The organism is Oceanihabitans sp. 2_MG-2023 (assembly GCF_030547245.1).
GTDB lineage: Bacteria > Bacteroidota > Bacteroidia > Flavobacteriales > Flavobacteriaceae > Oceanihabitans.
Window position 1 is genome coordinate 165,775 of record NZ_JAUOQT010000004.1, and the last position, 20,699, is coordinate 186,473.

Annotated in this window: 18 protein-coding genes; 12 read left to right on the forward strand and 6 right to left on the reverse strand. The window is 29.7% G+C overall.

Annotated features, from left to right (window positions below):
• Position 1 precedes the first annotated feature (1 nt).
• Positions 2 to 1,216, reverse strand: a complete 1,215-nt coding sequence (locus Q4512_RS10215; protein ID WP_303424180.1) for an aminotransferase class I/II-fold pyridoxal phosphate-dependent enzyme — start codon at positions 1,214 to 1,216, stop codon at positions 2 to 4.
• A 165-nt stretch (positions 1,217 to 1,381) separates the two neighbouring features.
• On the opposite strand from Q4512_RS10215, the gene Q4512_RS10220 reads away from it, so the two are divergent.
• The 5 genes from Q4512_RS10220 (at position 1,382) to lpdA (ending at position 6,675) form a co-directional block, all read left to right on the forward strand.
• Positions 1,382 to 1,840 carry an Lrp/AsnC family transcriptional regulator gene (locus tag Q4512_RS10220; RefSeq protein ID WP_303424181.1) on the forward strand — a complete coding sequence of 153 codons (459 nt, stop codon included), beginning with the start codon at positions 1,382 to 1,384 and terminating at the stop codon, positions 1,838 to 1,840.
• A 114-nt stretch (positions 1,841 to 1,954) separates the two neighbouring features.
• The gene (locus tag Q4512_RS10225) at positions 1,955 to 3,547 is read left to right on the forward strand and encodes a S41 family peptidase (RefSeq protein WP_303424182.1); all 1,593 of its coding nucleotides are present in this window, start codon (positions 1,955 to 1,957) and stop codon (positions 3,545 to 3,547) included.
• Between the two features lie 11 nt (positions 3,548 to 3,558).
• Entirely contained in the window at positions 3,559 to 4,185 is a 627-nt protein-coding gene (locus Q4512_RS10230; protein WP_303424183.1) for a CPBP family intramembrane glutamic endopeptidase, read from the forward strand.
• Positions 4,186 to 4,237: 52 nt separating this feature from the next.
• A complete protein-coding gene (locus Q4512_RS10235) occupies positions 4,238 to 5,008 on the forward strand; it encodes a LuxR C-terminal-related transcriptional regulator (protein ID WP_303424184.1) in 771 nt (256 codons plus the stop codon).
• A gap of 269 nt (positions 5,009 to 5,277) precedes the next feature.
• The gene (gene lpdA, locus Q4512_RS10240) at positions 5,278 to 6,675 is read left to right on the forward strand and encodes a dihydrolipoyl dehydrogenase (RefSeq protein WP_303424185.1); all 1,398 of its coding nucleotides are present in this window, start codon (positions 5,278 to 5,280) and stop codon (positions 6,673 to 6,675) included.
• Positions 6,676 to 7,085: 410 nt separating this feature from the next.
• On the opposite strand, the gene Q4512_RS10245 is transcribed toward lpdA, so the two are convergent.
• Positions 7,086 to 7,802, reverse strand: coding sequence for a LytTR family DNA-binding domain-containing protein (locus Q4512_RS10245; protein WP_303424186.1), 717 nt, complete (start codon positions 7,800 to 7,802; stop codon positions 7,086 to 7,088).
• On the reverse strand, positions 7,803 to 8,855 hold the full coding sequence (locus Q4512_RS10250) for a sensor histidine kinase (protein ID WP_303424187.1): 1,053 nt from the start codon (positions 8,853 to 8,855) through the stop codon (positions 7,803 to 7,805).
• Between the two features lie 191 nt (positions 8,856 to 9,046).
• Here Q4512_RS10250 and Q4512_RS10255 point away from each other — a divergent pair, with 191 nt between their 5' ends.
• The 3 genes from Q4512_RS10255 to Q4512_RS10265 all read left to right on the forward strand — a co-directional run bounded on the left by Q4512_RS10255 (position 9,047) and on the right by Q4512_RS10265 (position 12,149).
• The gene (locus Q4512_RS10255; RefSeq protein ID WP_303424188.1) at positions 9,047 to 10,366 is read left to right on the forward strand and encodes a serine hydrolase; all 1,320 of its coding nucleotides are present in this window, start codon (positions 9,047 to 9,049) and stop codon (positions 10,364 to 10,366) included.
• 128 nt (positions 10,367 to 10,494) lie between these two features.
• On the forward strand, positions 10,495 to 10,875 hold the full coding sequence (locus Q4512_RS10260; protein ID WP_303424189.1) for a MotA/TolQ/ExbB proton channel family protein: 381 nt from the start codon (positions 10,495 to 10,497) through the stop codon (positions 10,873 to 10,875).
• A 35-nt stretch (positions 10,876 to 10,910) separates the two neighbouring features.
• Positions 10,911 to 12,149, forward strand: coding sequence for an alpha/beta hydrolase-fold protein (locus tag Q4512_RS10265; protein WP_303424190.1), 1,239 nt, complete (start codon positions 10,911 to 10,913; stop codon positions 12,147 to 12,149).
• On the opposite strand, the gene Q4512_RS10270 is transcribed toward Q4512_RS10265, so the two are convergent.
• The 3 genes from Q4512_RS10270 to Q4512_RS10280 form a co-directional block, all read right to left on the reverse strand.
• On the reverse strand, positions 12,144 to 12,734 hold the full coding sequence (locus Q4512_RS10270) for a hypothetical protein (RefSeq protein ID WP_303424191.1): 591 nt from the start codon (positions 12,732 to 12,734) through the stop codon (positions 12,144 to 12,146). The two genes, Q4512_RS10265 and Q4512_RS10270, sit on opposite strands and share 6 nt — an antisense overlap.
• Positions 12,735 to 12,857: 123 nt before the next feature.
• On the reverse strand, positions 12,858 to 14,213 hold the full coding sequence (locus Q4512_RS10275) for a DEAD/DEAH box helicase (RefSeq protein ID WP_303424677.1): 1,356 nt from the start codon (positions 14,211 to 14,213) through the stop codon (positions 12,858 to 12,860).
• 49 nt (positions 14,214 to 14,262) lie between these two features.
• Entirely contained in the window at positions 14,263 to 15,153 is an 891-nt protein-coding gene (locus tag Q4512_RS10280; RefSeq protein ID WP_303424192.1) for an aldose 1-epimerase family protein, read from the reverse strand.
• Positions 15,154 to 15,233: 80 nt separating this feature from the next.
• Between Q4512_RS10280 and pabB the strand changes: the two genes are divergently transcribed.
• The 4 genes from pabB to Q4512_RS10300 all read left to right on the forward strand — a co-directional run bounded on the left by pabB (position 15,234) and on the right by Q4512_RS10300 (position 20,611).
• Positions 15,234 to 16,526, forward strand: coding sequence for an aminodeoxychorismate synthase component I (gene pabB / locus Q4512_RS10285; protein WP_303424193.1), 1,293 nt, complete (start codon positions 15,234 to 15,236; stop codon positions 16,524 to 16,526).
• Positions 16,527 to 16,604: 78 nt separating this feature from the next.
• Positions 16,605 to 16,895: a four helix bundle protein gene (locus Q4512_RS10290; RefSeq protein ID WP_303424194.1), complete on the forward strand. Its 291-nt coding sequence runs from the start codon at positions 16,605 to 16,607 to the stop codon at positions 16,893 to 16,895.
• A gap of 12 nt (positions 16,896 to 16,907) precedes the next feature.
• Positions 16,908 to 18,236: a tRNA lysidine(34) synthetase TilS gene (tilS, locus tag Q4512_RS10295; protein ID WP_303424195.1), complete on the forward strand. Its 1,329-nt coding sequence runs from the start codon at positions 16,908 to 16,910 to the stop codon at positions 18,234 to 18,236.
• Positions 18,236 to 20,611, forward strand: coding sequence for a protein-disulfide reductase DsbD domain-containing protein (locus Q4512_RS10300; protein WP_303424196.1), 2,376 nt, complete (start codon positions 18,236 to 18,238; stop codon positions 20,609 to 20,611). Before tilS ends, Q4512_RS10300 begins: the two co-directional genes overlap by 1 nt.
• Positions 20,612 to 20,699: the final 88 nt, after the last annotated feature.

Genomic DNA, 20,699 nt, shown 5'->3' on the forward strand with positions numbered 1-20,699 from the left:
ATTATGCGATTTCCTGTTTTAGAATACCTAGTGCTTCCATACAAGATTTCATCGTATTGAAAGTACGTTCAATATCTGCATCTAATCCTATTGAAAATCGAATAAGTCCATCACTCAATCCCATTGCTGCTTGTTCTTCTTCTGGGATTTCAGAAGATGTAGAGCTTCCTGGAGCAGAGAATAATGTTTTATAAAAGCCTAAACTTACTGCTAAATAACCCAAGTTTTTTTCTTGCATCATTTCCATTAAGGCATTGGCTTTATCTAAAGCACCAACATCAATAGTTAACATGCCACCAAAACCATATTTATTGTTCATCATACTTTTAAAGATGTGATGCGAAGGATGCGAAGTTAAACCTGGATATACTGTTTTAAGCCCTAAGTTTTCAAATTTTTCGGCTAAGTAAGTTGCATTCAAACTATGTTGTTGCATTCTAATATGAAGTGTTCTTAAATTTTTTAATACCGAAGCAGCTCGTAAACTATCCATTGTGCTTCCTAAAAGCATACAAGCACCATCGTTTACATTTCGTAAATCATTAATAAACTCTTGAGTACCACAAATTACACCACCAACCGTGTCACTAGAACCATTAATAAATTTGGTTAAACTATGTATCACTACATCTGCACCTAATTGCGCAGGAGAAATAGATAATGGGGAAAACGTATTATCAACAATCAATTTAAGATTGTATTTTTTTGCTAGTTTTGCTAAGCCTTTAATATCTGCAACTTCTAATAAGGGGTTGCTAACAGACTCGCAGTATATAACTTTTGTGTTTGGAGTAATAGCAGCTTCAACTACATCCATTTTTGTAATATCTACAAAAGAAGTTGTAATATTAAAGCGAGGTGTGAAATTTTTTAAGAACGCGTAGGTTCCTCCATAAATGGTTCTACTAGAAACAATATGATCTCCAGTACCACAAAGTTGCATAATTACTGGAGTAATAGCTCCCATTCCAGAAGCAGTTACATTCGCAGTTTCTGTGCCTTCCATTGCCGCAAGCGCTTCACCTAAATATAAATTAGAAGGTGTAGAATGGCGTGAATATAAGTAGCATCCATCTGCATTACCTTCAAAAGTATCAAACATGGTTTTAGCAGAAAGAAAGGTGTATGTAGACGAATCGGAAATGGAAGGATTCACACCTCCAAATTCTCCAAAATATTGTAAATCTTGAATGTTGTTTGCTGGTTTAAAAGACATAGTTGTATATGGAATTAGTTTATTTTGATGTAAATTTCAGAAGTATTAGATTAATAATCAATATATGTTGTAATATTTAGATATTTTTTCTGTATTTATTTAAATTAGCAGTTCAATAATGGTATAATTTTAGGTTATTTCTATTTTTACTGAAAATTTTTCGATATGACTTTTGATGTAATAGACCAAAAACTACTTCAACTTTTACAAGCGGATAGTAAGCAAACCAATAAAGCATTATCTAATAAATTAAACCTTTCTGTTACTGCGGTTTATGAAAGAATTAAAAAACTAGAAAATCAGGGCGTTATAAATAAGTATGTAGCTTTGGTTAATAAAGAAAAAGTAGCTAAATCTTTTGTAGCTTTTTGTCATGTAAAGCTTATTCAGCATTCCCAAGATTATGTGATTAAGTTTGAAAACGAGGTGGCTAATTTACAAGAGGTTTTAGAGTGTTATCATATAAGTGGAGACTATGATTACCTTTTAAAAGTGCTAGTAAAAGATATGGCGGCTTTTAGAGAGTTTATGGTAAATAGACTAACAAAAATACACCATATTGGTAGTACGCATAGTATGTTTATGATTAATGAAGTAAAACATACTACGGCAATTACTATTTAATTTTCATAAATCTTTCTGAAATTCTAGATAGCAGAAATAGATTAATATTATATTTAAAGTAAAATAGAATGCTTTAATATTTATCTTGCTGCTATTTAGTTAATTATGATTTTTATGAAAAAACAACTACTACTTTTATTCTTAATTTTATTTTGTGCTTCCTGTTCTAGTGTTAAAAAACATAATGAACATATAACATCTTTACATACAGTTGCAGCTTTGCAAAAAGATGTAGATAAAGCATATACGCAATTAAAAAAACATCATCCAAATATTAATTTATATATAGCTAAAGAACGTTTAGATTTTAAATTTGATAGTTTAAAAAAGAGTATAGATAAACCACTTACAAGTTATGCTTTTTACGCTAAAATATCTCCAGTTATTGCTAGTATAAGACAAGGGCATATTAATGTATATACACCAAAAAAACAGTTCAAGAGAAAGGCATATAAAGCATTGATTAAAAAGGATTTTACGATAAACGATTTAGATTTTGATTATATTGAAAAGGAGTTAATAGTAACTAATATTCGTTCTCAAGATTCTTTTTTAATAGGAAGTGAAGTTATTAAAGTAGACGGTCAAGATATTAACGAATTAATAAATACGTATAAATCTAGAATGGCTTCTGATGGCTTTAATACAACCTTGTATGATAGAGTTTTAGGGAAAAGATTTGCAAACTATTACTATAGTGATAAATTTTTTATCGATAGTTTACAAATTACTTTCCAAAAGAAGGATTCTGTTTTTAACCGCAATTTTAAACGCATTGAAAAAGATGAAAAACAAGCAGATACTATAATAAAAGATAGTTTACAAAAAGATATCATTGTTAAACTTTCAAAAGAAGAACGTAAAGCAAAAAAGAAAAAGGAAAAATTAATTAGAAAGCATAATTTAGTGTATGGTTATGTGAAATCTAGAAAAGAATATACTCGAAATTTAGAGTTTATAGGAAAAGATAGTACTGTTGCTTATATGAAAATAAGAGGTTTTATGGGCGGAAGATATAAAACATTTTACGAAGAAATTTTTAAAAAGATAGATTCCTCTAAAACAGAAAATCTTATAATAGATCTAAGAGACAATGGAGGAGGAAGTTTAGCCGAAATTGCTCAACTCTATTCGTATTTAGCAGAAGAACCATATCGTTTTTTAGAGCCAGCAGAAGTGAATAGTAGAATTCCTTTTTTAAAGGCATTTATGTCGAATACAGAATCTACAGGAATTAAAATTTTGCTTGGTACTTTTTCTCCTTTTATAATCACTCACAATTGGATTAAAACAAAAAAAGAAGCGGGGAAATTATATTATAAGTTTAAACAAACTAAAGAAGTAACGCCTAAAGAAAAAAGTTTTAAAGGAGCTGTTTATGTGTTAATTAACGGGCATTCTTTTTCTGCATCTTCTGTTTTGTCTAACCAATTACAAGCCAATAAAAGAGCTGTTTTTGTAGGTGAAGAAACAGGAGGAGCATACAATTCTACTGTTGCTGGAATTTTTAAAATCTATGAATTACCAGAATCTAAGTTAAAAATAAGAATAGGTGTAATGCAATTAGAAACACCTCACAAACAAAAACCGGAAGGTTATGGTGTAAAACCAGATTATATAATATTGCCAACAATTAAAGATCGAAAAGAAAACAACGATCCAGAACTAAATTTTGTTTTAAATACTATTGAAAATAAAAATAATTAGTTGCTATAAATATGGAATCAAACATACATAGATATACCGAGTTTTTTATTCTTTTTATATTACTTCCTGTAAGTTTTGTTTTTAATTACTCTTTTGTTATAAAGTTGATTTTAGGAGTGATAGGCTTTGTTTATGTAATTTATATTTTACTAAAAGTAGAAGGGAATACATTTAAAATAAATCCAAATTTAAATTGGAAACACTTTTGGAAAGTAACTTTTTTTAAAACAATTATCATTGGGGTGTTAACCACAATATTTGTTTGGTACACCAGTAAGGATAGTCTTTTTAATGTGGTATTAAACAAGCCTTTTTTATGGTTGGCTATTTTATTTGTTTACAGTGTTTTCTCGGTTTATCCGCAAGAATTGATTTATCGGACTTTTTATTTTCAGCGCTACAAAAATTTGTTTGTTAATCATCAAATTTTAATGCTTGTAAATGCTATTGTGTTTTCGTTAGCACATTTGTTTTTTAAAAACAGTTTAGTAATTCTACTCACTTTTGTAGGTGGTTTATTATTTGCTTTTACATTTCATAAAACCAAATCTACATTTTTAGTATCTATAGAACATGCTATCTATGGTTGTTGGTTGTTTACAGTAGGAATGGGAGAAATGTTAGGTTTTCCTACATAAAATATTTTAATTAAATTGCACGTTATAATTAAATCCCTAGTTAATTATCTTTATGAAATATTCCCAAATTAAACAACTGTATAAATCTATTTTCGAGTCTTATGATACGCCAACATTAGAAACGCACATCAAAAAAATTATAGAGTTAGACTTTTATTTGCCGTACAGTTCTACCTTTTTTTGCATAACAAATACACAAGATCTTACTTTTGAATATATAAGTAAAAATTTTAATTCCTGTTTGGGTTTAGATGCAAACGAATTAAAAGTCAAAGGGATGCGATATTTTTGGAGTAGAATTCATCCGGATGATATTGATATATGGTTAAGTGCTTTAAATAGTTTAATGGAATTTACGATAACCGAAATACCAGCAGAAAAAAGACAAAGTGCAAACTATACATGGAATTATAGATTAAAAAATGCAAACGATGTGTATGTAAATATTATTCAAAATACAACCCCTTTAGCATTCGATTCAGATATGAAACCTATTATAGGATTAGCACATTACACGGTTTTAGATGCTAATATTAAAATGCAAATTACAGCATCTGCTAAGTTGTTAAATGCAAAAAATGAATACGAAACCATTTACTTTAATAACCACTCTCAAAAACTATTAGAAGGCGGAATTAGTAAAAGAGAACGAGATGTTGTTCGATTATTGGTTTTAAATAATACCAGTAAAGAAATTTCTGAAAAATTAAGTATAAGCTCACATACTGTTGATACACACCGAAGAAATATTCTTAAAAAATTAAATATATCCTCTACAGGAGAATTAATAGGAATGTTAAAAACAAATAAAAATTTAATCTAAAATATTTTAAATTTACTCAATTTGAGTATTGTAGGTTATGGTTAAAACCTTCAAATTTGTATTGCTATTAATCAGTTTTAGGTAATAGGCCTATTCTAAAGTTTTTTTTAAAACTAAGGGATAGGCTTTTTTAGTTTCTATTCCTCTTATATAAAATCAAATTCTATTAAATTTCGTTAATCGTAATTCGTAAAACATAAATCAAAGTTGTACTTTTGTTTTCGTTTCCACGAAAGTGGAGATCTGTTAAATAAAAACAAGAAATTATTATGAGTAAATATGATGTAGCAGTAATAGGTTCAGGACCTGGAGGATATGTAGCAGCAATACGTTGCGCACAATTAGGAATGAAAACTGCAATTATTGAAAAATATGCTACACTTGGCGGAACTTGTTTAAATGTAGGTTGTATACCAAGTAAAGCACTTTTAGATTCTTCACACCATTACGAAGATGCAATCAAACATTTTGAAGCGCATGGTATTGATATTCCTGGAGAAATTAAAGTCAACTTAAAACAAATGATTGCAAGAAAACAATCTGTTGTAGACCAAACGACTGGAGGAATTGATTTTTTAATGAAGAAAAATAAAATCGATGTTTATGTTGGTGTAGGAAGTTTTAAAGATGCAACCCATATTACTATTACTGGTGATGAAACTACAGAGATTGAAGCAAAAAACACCATTATTGCTACAGGATCTAAACCATCTACATTACCATTTATTGCATTAGATAAAGAACGAGTTATTACTTCTACCGAAGCTTTAAAACTTAAAGAAATACCGAAACATTTAATTGTAATTGGAGGAGGAGTTATTGGCTTAGAGCTAGGTCAAGTTTATAAAAGATTAGGAGCAGAAGTAACTGTTGTTGAGTATATGGACAGAATTGTACCAACAATGGATTCTGGAGTTTCAAAAGAATTAAACAAAGTTTTAAAGAAGCAAAAATTCAAAATTAACGCTTCGCATAAAGTAAAATCTGTAGAAAGAAATGGAGATGAAGTTATTGTAAAAGCAGATAACAAAAAAGGAGAAGAAGTAACTTTTACTGGAGATTATTGTTTAGTATCGGTTGGTCGTCATGCATATACAGACGGTTTAAATGCGGAAGCTGCTGGAGTGAAATTAACAGATAGAGGCTTGGTAGATGTAAACGAACATTTACAAACAAGTGCATCTAATATTTATGCAATAGGGGATGTTATAAAAGGAGCAATGCTTGCTCATAAAGCAGAAGAAGAAGGTGTATTTGTTGCCGAAACTTTAGCAGGACAAAAACCACATATTGATTATAATTTAATTCCTGGAGTAGTTTATACTTGGCCAGAAGTTGCAGCTGTTGGTAAAACCGAAGAGCAATTAAAAGAAGCTGGAGTAGCATACAAAGTAGGTCAGTTTCCAATGCGCGCTTTGGGTAGAAGTAGAGCTAGTATGGATTTAGACGGATTTGTAAAAATTCTTGCAGATAAAACTACAGACGAAATTTTAGGAGTGCACATGGTTGGTGCTCGTGCTGCAGATATGATTGCTGAAGCAGTTGTAGCAATGGAATACAGAGCATCTGCAGAAGATGTTTCACGTATGTCGCATGCACACCCAACATTTACTGAAGCTATTAAAGAAGCAGCACTTGCTGCAAATGATAGAGCACTTCATATCTAATCCTAAAAGGAGAATCAAAATATTACACTACGATTATTGTCGAAGTGCCTCAATAAAAAAGCGAAACATTTGGTTATATTTCTAACTAGATGTTTCGCTTTTGTTTTATGTGTTTTCTTACAAGAATAGTGATTATAACTTATATAATTACTTTTAATCGATTACTTCTTATTTCTACTTTTAAAATATCAAGATTATTTGTCTATATGCGAAATTTAAGAAGTTTTAAATATTGGAGTAAGCGCAGTAAAAATGATATTTAAATGAGTTAAAGATATAGTAGCGTGTGAAATTGAAATTCAAGATTAAACAAATAGTGTTTATGGTTAATTAAGTTTTGTTAGAAAGGGCTTGGATTTTTTAAAGCACGCTACTAGAAAACCCTTTTCATTTTTTATGAAAGGGGGTTTTTAATATTTATCTAATACGCTTAAAACCTCTTTTTTATAGCTCCTACTTATAGGTAATGCTTTTTTGTTTATGGTAATATACTCGTTGGTAAAAGAACTTATATAACGTATAGAAATAATAAAGGATCTATGTATTCTAATAAATTTATTAGAAGGTAGCTTTGCTTCAATAGCACTTATTGTTTCTCTAGTTACAATCGTTTCCTTTTGCAAATGAATCTTTATATAATCGCTATAACTTTCTACATATAATATAGCTTCAAAATCTATTTTAAGCATACGTCTTTCCGAACGAATAAACATGAAATCTGCAGTTTTAGTTTTTTCAGTTGTAATCGTTTTCATATTACTATATACTTCAAAATAGGTGTTTACCGATTTTAATAAACGAGCAAAAGAAATCGGTTTTAAAAGGTAATCTACAGCTTGCAGTTCAAAACCTTCCACAGCATAATCTCTATATGCAGTGGTAAAGATAATTTTAATGTCTTTATTTATCGATTTAGCAAAGGAGATGCCTGAAATTTCGGGCATATTAATATCTAGAAAAACCAAATCAATAGTATGGTTGCTAATTATATTAAAAGCTTCCATGGCATTACTGCAACTAGCTACAACATTAATATTGTCTATTTTTGAAAGATGTGTAGCAATAATTTCTCTAGCAATTGCTTCGTCATCTATTATTAAACAGTGTATGTTTTTTGTGTTTTGCAATTAATTATTATTTAATTTTAAATCTACTTTAAAAAGATTTTCTGAAGCGTCTATCTTTAAGTCGTATTTATTTTTATAGAGTAAATCTAACCTTTTTTTTATGTTTTGCAAACCTATGCCTTCATTGGATGTTTCAGAGAAAGAGCTTGTGTTTACAATAGAAAAGAGAATGTTTTCTTTGGTAGAAGATACGTCAATTTTAATTTTTAAAACGCCGTTTTTTATGCTTCCGTGTTTAAAACTATTTTCTATAAAAGGAAGTAAAAGCATTGGTGCTACTTGTGTTGTTTCATTTATGTCTTCACTAGTAAACGAAATATCCAAGGTGTTATTAAATCGCATTTTTTCTAAATCTATATAGTCTTTTATGTGATTTATTTCGTCTACTAATAATACAAATGGCTTATCTACTTGATACAATAAATAGTCAAGTAAATTGGATAACTTTAATATCATTTCTGGTGTTTCATCTGCTTTTTTTAAAGCAAAACCATACATTGTATTTAAAGTATTAAACAAGAAATGTGGATGAATTTGCATCTTTAAATAATGTAATTCTTGTTCTTTTAACTGTAACTGACCATCTAGAATTCTTGTTTCTAATATCTTGGTTTTTTCGGCATGTTTTAAATGAAGTTTTAAAAGCTTAAAAGCACTAACCAAAACCACTACAATATATACAGCTGTTGTAATTAAGATAATATTCCGTGTTAAAGGATTCATATCGGCATAGCTAAAATTTGATAAATAAATTAGGCTAAAAAAAACGGAAACCATGATTAAATATCCCGAAATTATTATGGTATATAAACTGTATAAGCAAAATCTAAAATATTGTTTACTTATTAAATATTCTGGAATTAATTTATAAATAGAAATATAGGTAGTAGCAATGGTAATAGGCATTAAAAACAAGGCAAAGGTTAAAGTGTCTTTGTAATTTTTGCTGCCAACACCAAAAAAATAGGTAAAAAATAAAAGTACAGCACACCAGAAAATAATGTGAAGTGTAATTTGTCCTATTTTATTTAAAATGTCTTTTCTAGAGAACATAACTGGTAATTAATTTACAATAATACTATAATTTTTGCGCGTTTATATTTTTTGTAGACGAATAACAGTTTTAACGCTTGTTTTAACATTATGGTTGTTTTAATAGCAAAACAAGTCGTTCATCGCAAAAAAAAACAATCTTGTTCTTTCTTTTTTACGTTTGTAGCATGTTTAAATTAACACCAATATAAATGATAAGAACACTATTAGTATTACTGGTTTTTATAGTTTCTAATGTTTCTAAAGCTCAAAACCTGGAACCGTTAGATTCCTTTTTAGATACTTTAAATAAGAATAATAAATTTATGGGAAGTTTATCTATTTTAAAAGAAGGAGAAATTATCTATAATAAACAGGTTGGTAATTCGTATATAAATGAAAATGAAAAACCCGCTATAACAAGCCAATCTAAATTTAGAATTGGTTCTGTAACGAAGACCTTTACTGCAGTTATGATTTTTCAGTTAGTAGATGAAGGTAAGATAGAATTAGATGAAAAATTATCTAATTATTTTCCAAAAATACCTAATGCTAATAAAATTACTATTGCAAATTTATTAGATCATAGTAGTGGCTTATTTAATATTCCTAGAGACGATAATTTTGATGAACACAAACCTATAACACAAAAAGGAATGTTAGATCTAATTCAATCGCATGCTGTAGATTTTCAACCAAATGAAAAAAACGAATATAGTAATACCAACTATATTTTGTTAGGTTATCTTTTAGAAAAGATAGATAAAACAACTTATAAAAGTATTTTAGAAAATCGTATTGTTAGCAAGCTGCAATTAAAAAACACCTATTATGGAGATGTGATAGATATTACAAATAATGAGTGTCTATCTTATTCTTACGAAGAAGATGGTTCTTTATACCAGGCCAAACAAGCGCATTTAAGCAATCCTGGCGGAGCAGGGGCAATTGTTTCTAACACTACAGATTTAGTGGTTTTTATGGACGCTTTGTTTAATAATAAACTAATGTCTTCTAAGAGTTTTAAAGCCATGACAACTATTAAAGGAGAATATGGAAGCGGAATTATGAGTGCAGAAAAAGGAGGGCAAACCATTTATGCACATAATGGAAGTATCGATTTTTTTAAGTCTATGGTTATGTATATTCCAGCTTCAAAAACAGCAATAGCATTTACTGCGAATGCTTTAGATTTTGGTTTAATGCCAATAATGTTTAACGCTATGGCAGCATTGCAAGGAGAAGAATTATTTATCCCAAGTTTTAATTCTATTAGTTTAACAGAAAAGGAATTACAACTATATGAAGGGGTTTATACTTGCGAAGGTCTACCATTTAATTTAGTTTTTAAGTCTAATGGTACCGCTTTACAAGGAGGTCCAGAAGGAAGAGATTTAAAAACATTAGATGCTACTAGTAAAGACCAATTTAAACTAGATTTAGGTGCTGTTTTAAAATTTAATGTAAAAGAAAAATTATTGTTGTTTGAGCAATCTGGTGAAACACCAAAAAAATGCTTAAAAAAAGAGTAAAGACTAAATAGCCATTTTTTAGTTTTGGTTATTTAAGGAGCTAAATTGGTTATTTGTCGCATTTTAATTTTTAAATTAACAAACTAATTTAAGTTTGTTATATATCTAACTTATAAAACAAATTACGTATGAAATTTTTATCTCTTCAATTTGTCGATCGCTTTCAAGAAGGAGGATCCTTTATGATGTCACTTATTTTAATATGCTTACTAGTATCATTATTCTTTATTATTAAAGGGTTTATTAATCTTAATAAGGATATTACAACATCTAAAAAAATGTTAAAACTTGCTGCAGATAGTAGCTTGTTAGGTTTGGTAATTGGTTTTTTTGCCTCTGTTTTAGGATTAATAACTGCTTTTGATTCTGTTGAAGCTATGGGAAATCCAGACCCTTCCGTTTTTGCAGGAGGACTTAAAATCTCTTTGTTAACTGCCACTTTTGGCTTATTTACTTTTATTATTACAAGAATTGGTATTCTTGTTTTAAGAGCATTACATAAAGACTAATTTTTTTAACGAACTAATTTTAAACATCAATCAAAATGCGAACAATTTTATTAATAATTTTCTTTGTTATGAGTCATCTTGCAGCAAATGCTCAAGAAAGCAGATTTATATTTCAAGGAAGTACACTAGATAGTATACATTCTAAAATATTAAATGAAACTAGGTCTATTTATGTGCAAATACCAGAAAGTTATATTTCTGATACAACTAGAAAATATCCTGTAGCATATATTATTGATGGTGACGTATTTTTACCAACAGTTCGTAATGTGCTAGAATATTACAGTGGTGGTTTTATGCCAGAAATGGTATTGATTGGTATTTCTAATGCAGAGAATAGAACAAGAGATTTAACCATTTCAAAAATTAGTTTTAGACGTGGTATGCCTTATAATGAAGAAAATGGTGAGGCAGATAATTTCTTGAAATTTATAAGTGAAGAGCTTATTCCTTTTATAGAAAATAAGTACCCAGTTAGCAATTATAGAACTTTAATTGGCCATTCCTATGGCGGCTTATTTACAGTATATTCTTTAATTAATAAACCAGAATTATTTGCAAATTATTTAGCAATCGATCCAAGTTTAGATTGGGATAATCAAAAAATAGTAAAACAAACTGAAGAAGCTCTTGCAACAAATAGTTTTGAAGGCAAAGCCTTATATATGTCATTAGGTGGTCAACTACACATGCAAAATTCTGAAATTACAATTGATAATGTCATGCAAGATACTACCGATTATACTGCTTTTGCACGTTCTAATATATTACTATCTAATAGCATTAAAGAAGCAAAGCAAAGTAAACTGTTTCATAAATGGCAGTTTTATCCTAATGATTTGCATGGTACTATTCCGCTTCCATCAATAAAAGATGGTTTGATTTCTGTTTTTGAATGGTTTCAGATGGAAGACACAGATAGAATAAATTCATTTGATACACCAAAGGAAGAACTGTATAGTATTATAAAACATAGAGAAAATAAGCTTAAAAATAATTTCGGGTATTTTGAAGCTCCTTATCCAGAAGATCTTTTAAACATGTCTGGTTATATGAATATGGAAATGAATCAAATTGAAAAAGCAAAAATGTACTTTGAGTTTGCTGTTAAATATTTTCCTAATAGTGCTAATGCTTATGATTCTTTTTCTGAATATTACGAAACACAAAAAGATTATAATAAAGCAATAGAACTAGCCACAAAAGCTTTTGAAATTAGTGGAAGCGATTATCATAAAAAAAGAATAGAATCCCTAAATGCTAAAAAATTATAACTCTTTAATTAAATCTCTAATGCGTAAGCGTTTATTGTAATTATATTCATTTACATCTCTAACAAAACAATAGATGCTTATGCTTTTATTATTTACTTTTTCGGCAAGTTGTTCTACGGTAAAAGGTCCAAATTCTTCCGATCTTTCTATATAATAAAACTCATGTTCTGCTATTAAACTAGTCGCTTTTTCTTTGTATTTATTATGAAGAAATTGTTGTACATCTTCAAAAGTGTTTAGTTTTTCAGAATAACTTCCTTCATTAATAAAAACAGCACAATCGTCGGTTTGTATTCTGTTTAACACTAAAATATCATCATCTTTAAAATATGCTTTTACTGTAGTTTTTCCATCTTCGGTTACAATAGAAAAAGTGTTTTTCACCTCAATACACCAAGAAGTTTCTGTAGTGGTTTCGTTTTGTGAAATATGCAACGTATTTTCATCTTTAAAAATATAAACCGCTTTCTTTTTATCGATGCCATTTACAAGAACCCATGACTGATTTAAAAATAAATCGTCATAATGCGTGTCATGATGAAATGGTTTAAGATTGGGTAGTAAGTTGAAAATAGCAGTAGACATCGTCCGTTTTTTAGAGTACTTCAATAAAACTAACGAAAAAATATTTTTTTTATTCTGAAATAGAGTAATTTTCGATAAGATGCATGTGTCCTAATACATGTACATCTTTATTTTTGCTAAAAATTATTTCCTCTTATTGCGCTTATTATAATTTTTATCGCCTCGCGTTTTTGGCTTTTTATATTTAGCAGCAATTTTAAATTTATAAGAACCTCCTAAGTTTTCTTTAGAATTTTTTTCTGATTTTTCATGAAAAGCAGGACCAGGAGCATCTTCGTCTTTAGGTCTTTTATGTGGATTATTGCGCTCTTTTATTTGAGGTCTTTCTTCTTCAATTAATTCATCAGAAATAACGACTTCTTCAGGAATTGCAACTAAAGGAATTTCCATTTGCATCAAGTTTTCTATATTTTCTATAGATTCTTGCTCTTTTTCAGTAGAAAAAATAATAGATTGTCCTTCGCGTTCTGCACGACCAGTTCTACCAATTCTGTGCATGTAATTTTCGGCAAAATCTGGTGTGTCAAAATTAATTACGTGACTTACATTATCTATATCCAAACCACGAGCCATAACATCTGTAGCAACCAAAATTCTGTTAAAACCTTCTCTAAATTGCTCAATACTTCGCAGTCTGTAGTTTTGTGTTTTATTAGAGTGAATCACACAAAGTTCTTCATGAAACTCTTCGTCTAAAGCTTCAAATAAACGATCTGCCATCTTTTTATATGCCACAAATATTAAAACTTTATTAAATGCTACTGTATCTTGAAGCAAATGTTTTAATAAATTAAGTTTGGTGTGAAAGTTAGGAACGGTATATTTTGTTTGTGCAATATTATCTAAAGGAGTACCAGAAATTGCAATAGAAACACGTTCTGGTTGAATAAAGAAATCATTAATAAGTTCACTTACATCTTGTGTCATTGTTGCAGAAAACATGATGTTTTGTCTTTTCTCTGGTAGAATATCAAAAATATTAATTAGCTGATGTCTAAAACCAAGATCTAGCATCACATCGACTTCATCAATCACTAATTTCTGTATCGATTTTAGTTGTAAAACTCTGGATAATGCTAAATCGTACATTCTTCCAGGTGTTGCTACTAGTATGTCTATTCCTTCAGCAATAGCTCTTTTTTGTGTGTTTATATTGGTGCCACCATATACACCAAGCACACGATTATTTATGTATTTACTAAGTTTTTCAATTTCATCAACCACTTGCACCACCAATTCTCTAGTCGGGACTAAAACTAAAATTCTTGGATTTTCTTGTTTAGAAAAAGGCAGGTTTTTTAAAATTGGTAGCATATAGGCAAAGGTTTTACCTGTTCCTGTTTGGGCAATACCAACCATGTCTTTTCCACTAGCAACTACATTAAATGCTTCTGCTTGAATAGGAGTAGGTGTTGTAAATCCTAAATCGTCTAAAGCGTTATATAATGGTGTGTTTAAGTTAAGATCTTGAAAAGTAATAGTACTCATGTTTTTGTTATAAGCTGCAAAGCTACTACTTATATATTTATTACACTAAATGCGGTTTATGTATTTCTATAGAATAGGAGGCTTTAAAATTACTATTTGTATTTAGCTGAATAATACTAGGTTTGCTAATTATGTTTTGATTTGTGGTTTCTTCATCTGCATAACCAATCCATGGTTCTATACAAACATAGTCTGCATTTGGTTTAGCCCAAATGCCTAAATGTGGAAAATCTGCATAGCTTACGGTTAAAATATCGCCTCTTTTTTTACTGTGTAAGCTTACTTTTTTAGATGTTAAATCTTTAAAGATTAGCGCATCCTCATTAAATAAATGGTAATCTAATGCTATCGTGTTTGAGGGCTTAAAAACAGATTTTGTTTTGTTTGTTAGTAGTCCGTTTTCTGTATTTAATACATAAGTTTTTGAAGTTTCATTGTGTGCAAATATTAATGAGTAATCGGTGTATTTTTCATCCTGATATACAGGACATTTAAAAGCTGGATGTCCTCCAAGACAGAAATAAATAGCTTTTTCATCTATATTTTTAACTTCATGATGAACATGTATTATATTATTTTCTAATGCGAATGTTATTTCATAAATAAATTTAAAAGGATAAATTTTTAATAAATCGACATTATATTTTAACTGAAATGTTAGGCTGTTTTTCGTTTCTTTAATTAATTCTAACGCTTCATTGTTTCTAATAAAGCCATGTTTAGGCATGTGGTAGGTTATGTTTTCAAAATGGTATTCATTGTTTTTTAAACCGCCAATTATTGGAAATAGATTAGGAGCAAAGCTTCCCCAAATATTTGGATCTGCATGCCACATAAATTGTGTGTCATTTTTTATGGAAGAAATTTCGCAAAGTTCTACACCACTTTTTTGAATTGCAATCTTCACTAACTCGTTGGATATCTGATACATTAAAAAAAGGATTTAATCTAATTCCGAAAAGATATTATTTTTTAACTATTCTCATTAACTTTACACGTAATTTTTTTTTATTGAGAACAACAACTACACATACACCAAGATCTATAGATACCTTTAAACATCAGTTGTTGCTTTGGAGTCAGCAGTTTGATGATGTCGTTTGGTTAGATTCTAATAAACATTCCTCCAAATATACAAGTTACGATGCTGTTTTAGCTGTAGATGCTTTTACAAGTATACAAACCGATTATACCAATGGTTTTGCGAAACTAAAAGAATATCAAACAAGTACAAACGATTGGGTTTTTGGATACCTAACCTACGATCTTAAAAACGATGTAGAGAAATTAAAGTCTGCTAATTTTGATGGATTACAGTTTCCAGATTTATATTTTTTTCAACCTAAAAAAATCTTCTTAATACGAGGGAATACTGTAAAAATTAAATATTTAAAGGCGGTAGATGATGAGTTGGATGATGATTTAAAAGCAATTTGTGATTGCAAGGAGAAAAGACGAAGCAATCTACGAAATAATATCAAAATCAAACTAAGAATCCATAAAGATGAGTACTTTAAAAAACTAGATAAAATGCTAGGTCATATACATAGAGGAGATATTTATGAAGCAAATTTTTGTCAAGAATTTTATGCAGAAGAAACCGCAATATATCCACTAGAAACCTACAACAAACTCAATACTATTTCTAAAGCTCCATTTGCTACATTTTTAAAACTAAATGATAAATACTTGCTTTCGGCTTCACCAGAACGCTACATTAAAAAGAAAGGGAATACAGTGATTTCACAGCCAATAAAAGGCACAGCAAAACGTAGTGTAAATCGTAATGAAGATCAGGCTTTAAAATACGAATTAAAACACGACGATAAAGAGCGTAGCGAAAATATAATGATTGTAGATTTAGTGCGAAACGACTTATCTAAAACGGCTAAAAAAGGAAGTGTAAAAGTAAAGGAGTTGTGTAAAATATATTCGTTTGCCCAAGTACATCAAATGATTTCTACTGTCGTTTCTAAAGTAAAAAAAACAACACATCCTGTAGATATTATAGAAACCACTTTTCCAATGGGAAGCATGACAGGAGCTCCAAAAGTTTCAGCAATGCAAATAATAGAAGATTTAGAAGAAACCAAACGTGGATTGTATTCTGGAGCAGTTGGTTACTTTTCACCAAAGGGAAATTTCGATTTTAACGTGGTAATTCGTAGTATTTTATACAATGCAACCAATAAATATGTTTCGTATTCCGTTGGTGGAGCAATTACCGCAAAGAGTAAACCTCTAAATGAGTATGAAGAATGTTTGGTAAAAGCAAAGGCAATGCGTGAGGTGTTGGAAAATTAGTTTTTAAGCAAAAGACAAAAGACAAAAGTAAAAAAGGCAAAATGGATAAGTAAAAAGTTAATTGAGTATTTTTGTTAAATGAAAAGTTATAGAGATTTAATTGTTTGGCAAAAAGCGGTAGATATCGGAACGCTAACTTATAAATTGCTTAATAATTTTCCTGAGGATGAAAAGTTTGGACTAACCTCTCAAATAAAAAGAAGTTCTATCTCTATTTCTTCAAATATTGCTAGAGGTTCGCTATTAGAAATGCAAACCCAATTACAAATTGCAAACCATTTAAGTTTTTTTAAGTTAGATGATTTAAATGTAATTAATGACTTATCACTGCAAATTGGAAAAATGCTTAATTCCTTAATCAAAAAATAGCAAACTAAACTTATGCCTATTAAGCTTTTAAATAAATTCCAAAAACATATACACCAAAACCTACCTTTCCTTAACGAAAGCAAACTCCTAATTACCATTTCTGGGGGAATTGACTCTGTAATTTTAACCCATTTATGCCATCAAGCAAAGCTTCATTTTTCACTCGCACATTGCAATTTTAATTTACGCGGAAAAGAAAGCGATGCAGATCAAGATTTTGTAATGCAACTAGCAGAAGATTTAGATGTAGAAGTTTTTATTGAAAGTTTTGAAACGGAAAGTTATGCCAAAACAAACAAACTTTCAACACAAATGGCAGCAAGAGAATTACGCTACAATTGGTTTCAAGAATTAAGTGAGCAATTGCATTTTGATTATATTTTAACAGCACATCATGCAGATGATAACCTGGAAACGTTTTTAATAAACCTTACCAGAGGAACAGGTTTAGACGGACTTACAGGAATTCCAGAAGTAAATGAAAATATCGTTAGACCTTTATTAAAATTTACAAGAGAAGAGATCGAAAATTTCGCAAAAGAAAATAATTTTAAATGGCGAGAAGATAGCAGTAATGCATCTACCAAATACCTAAGAAATAAGTTGCGTCAGGATGTAATTCCGATTTTAAAAGCAATGAATTCGCAATTGCTTTCAAATTTTCAAACCACACAAGATAATTTACAAGACGCTAAAAGTATTATTCAAGATGCTGTACATAAAGTAGAAGATAAAGTGCTAACTGTAGAAAATGCAGTGATAAAATTGAATATTGATATACTTCAAAAACAATCGAATACCAAAGCATATTTATTTCAATTATTGAAGGATTTTAATTTCACAGAATGGAATGATATTTACAATTTGTTAGAAGCGCAATCTGGAAAACAAGTGTTTTCTAGCACACACAGATTATTAAAAGACAGAAAGCATTTATTACTAACAGAAATTTTAAATGTAACTTCGAGCGCAGTCGATAGTTTATTAATAAAAGAAGACGAAAAACAAATAGAAACATCTTTAGGTGTATTAAGTTTTGAAACAACAAGTCAAATCCACGAATCCAACAAATCGATATTACAGATAGATAAAGATTTGTTAAAATTTCCGTTAACCATTAGAAAATGGCAAAAAGGCGACTATTTTTACCCTTTAGGAATGCAAGGCAAAAAGAAGCTTAGTAAATATTTTAAAGACGAAAAATATTCGTTAATTGAAAAAGAAAAAGCCTTGGTCTTATGTTCTGGTGACGATGTCGTTTGGGTTATAAATAAACGAGCAGATAATCGTTACAAAGTCACAGAAAAAACAAAAAATATACTAAAAATTACAGTACAATAATGAAGCAATTTTTATTAATACTACTAACTTTCTTTTCCTTAAACACTGCTTTTTCTCAGCTAAATCCAGTAAAATGGTCTACTGCTGTAGAGAAACTTTCTGATACAGAATATAACCTTATTTTTAATGCAGAAATTGATGACCATTGGCATTTATACTCGCAACACCTTCCAGAAGGAGGTGCTTTACCAACAGAGTTTGAATTCGATTCTATAGCACAAACACAAGATTATAAACGCATAGGTAAAGTATTAGAAAGTCCAAGTATCACCAAGTTTGATAAGGTGTTTCAAATGGATTTGACCTATTTTGATGGCGAAGCAACCTTCACACAAAAAATAGAACTTTCTAGTCCAAATATTACTAAAATAGAAACAGAAGTATATTATCAAGCCTGTGATGATGAGAAATGTATTTTTGAAAGTGAAGTACTTACTTTTAATTTAACTAAAGAGAAAGCAAATATTCTAGATCCTATTCAATGGACTACCCATGTTACTAAAGTTAAGGAAGATGTTTATGAGATTAGTTATGAAGCGAACATAGAAAAAGATTGGCATTTTTATTCACAAGAAAGTGTAGACGATTCTGGATTAGGACCAATACCTACAGCGTTTACTTTTGTTAATGAGAATAAGGATTACCAATTAATAGGAAGCGTTAAAGAATCGGAAACCAAAGAAGTTTTTGAGGAAGCTTTTCAAATGAATGTTCGCTATTTTGAAAATAAAGCAGTTTTTAAACAGCAAATAAAAGTGCTAAATAAAGAACTAAAAACTCTAGAATCGGAAGCATTCTATCAAGCTTGTAATGACACCATGTGTCTTGCTCCTGAAACATTTTCATTTAGTATAAATTTAGATGGAAGTACTAACGGTGTAGATATTGTTGAAATTGATACTCGAAGTCAAGAACTCTCTAATAAACTACAACTAAATGTAACAGGTTGGGAAAAATACGAAAAAGAAGAAGTTAAAGAAAAATCAAACTTTGGTATTTTTATTCTTGGTTTTCTGGGTGGTTTAATCGCTTTATTAACACCTTGTGTGTTTCCTATGATTCCATTAACGGTTTCCTTTTTCACAAAAAGCGCAAGTAACTCACAAAAAGGATTAGCAAATGCGATGCTTTATGGATTATTTATTCTAGTAATTTATGTGCTTTTAAGTCTTCCTTTTCACTTTTTAGATTCGCTGAATCCAGAAATATTAAATACCATTTCAACCAATGTATGGCTAAATATTATTTTCTTTATAATACTAGCCTTTTTTGCTTTTTCTTTCTTTGGCTATTACGAAATTACCTTACCAGCTTCTTGGGGAAATAAAATGGATTCGGCATCTAACGTTGGTGGTATTATTGGTATTTTCTTTATGGCATTAACCCTTGCTATTGTATCCTTTTCTTGTACAGGTCCAATTCTTGGTTCTTTACTAGCTGGATCATTAACTAGTGATGGTGGTGCAATGCAATTAACTATGGGAATGTCTGGTTTCGGACTAGCTTTGGCTTTGCCTTTTACCTTATTTGCTATGTTTCCAAAATGGTTAAACGCATTGCCAAAATCTGGAGGTTGGTTAAATACAACCAAAGTAGTACTTGGGTTTTTAGAATTAGGAATGGCTTTTAAATTTCTATCGAATGCCGATTTAGTGAAACATTGGGGGCTTTTAAAACGGGAAGTGTTTATAGGTATTTGGATTGTTTTAGGAATTGGATTATTGCTATATTTATTAGGAAAAATAAAGTTTCCACACGATAGTCCGCTTAAAAAATTAAGCTTCGGTAGAATCTCTTTTGCTGTTTTAGTTGGTGCTTTTGTAATTTATTTAATTCCTGGTTTAACGAATACAAAACATGCAAACTTAAAAATGTTAAGTGGTTTTCCGCCACCTTTACCATATAGTTTGTATGAAAAAGAATCCGATTGTCCGTTAGGATTAAATTGCTACAAAGATTTAGAAAATGGTATTTTTGCAGCTAAAACAGAAAACAAACCAATCATGTTAGATTTTACAGGCTGGGCTTGCGTAAACTGCCGAAAAATGGAAGAGCAAGTTTGGAGTAAAGACAAGATTTATAATGTGCTAAATGAAGAATATATTATTATTTCTTTATATGTAGATGATAGAAAAGAACTCGAGAAAGACCAACAATTTCAATTCTTAAAACACAACGGAAGCATTAAAAATATTAAAACCATTGGCGATAAATGGGCTACTTTACAAACGCTAAACTTTCAGAATAACTCACAACCTTTTTATGTGTTATTAAACCATGATATGGAACTTTTAAATCATACTACTGCGTATACACCAAATGCTGAGGAATATTACGATTGGTTGGTAAAAGGTGTAGCGAATTTTAAGAAATAACCAAGCATATACTTGAAAAAGTAATTCAGAATAAAGAGCTTCCGTTTTAATGGAAGCTTTTTTTTGTTTAATATTACATACAATAAAT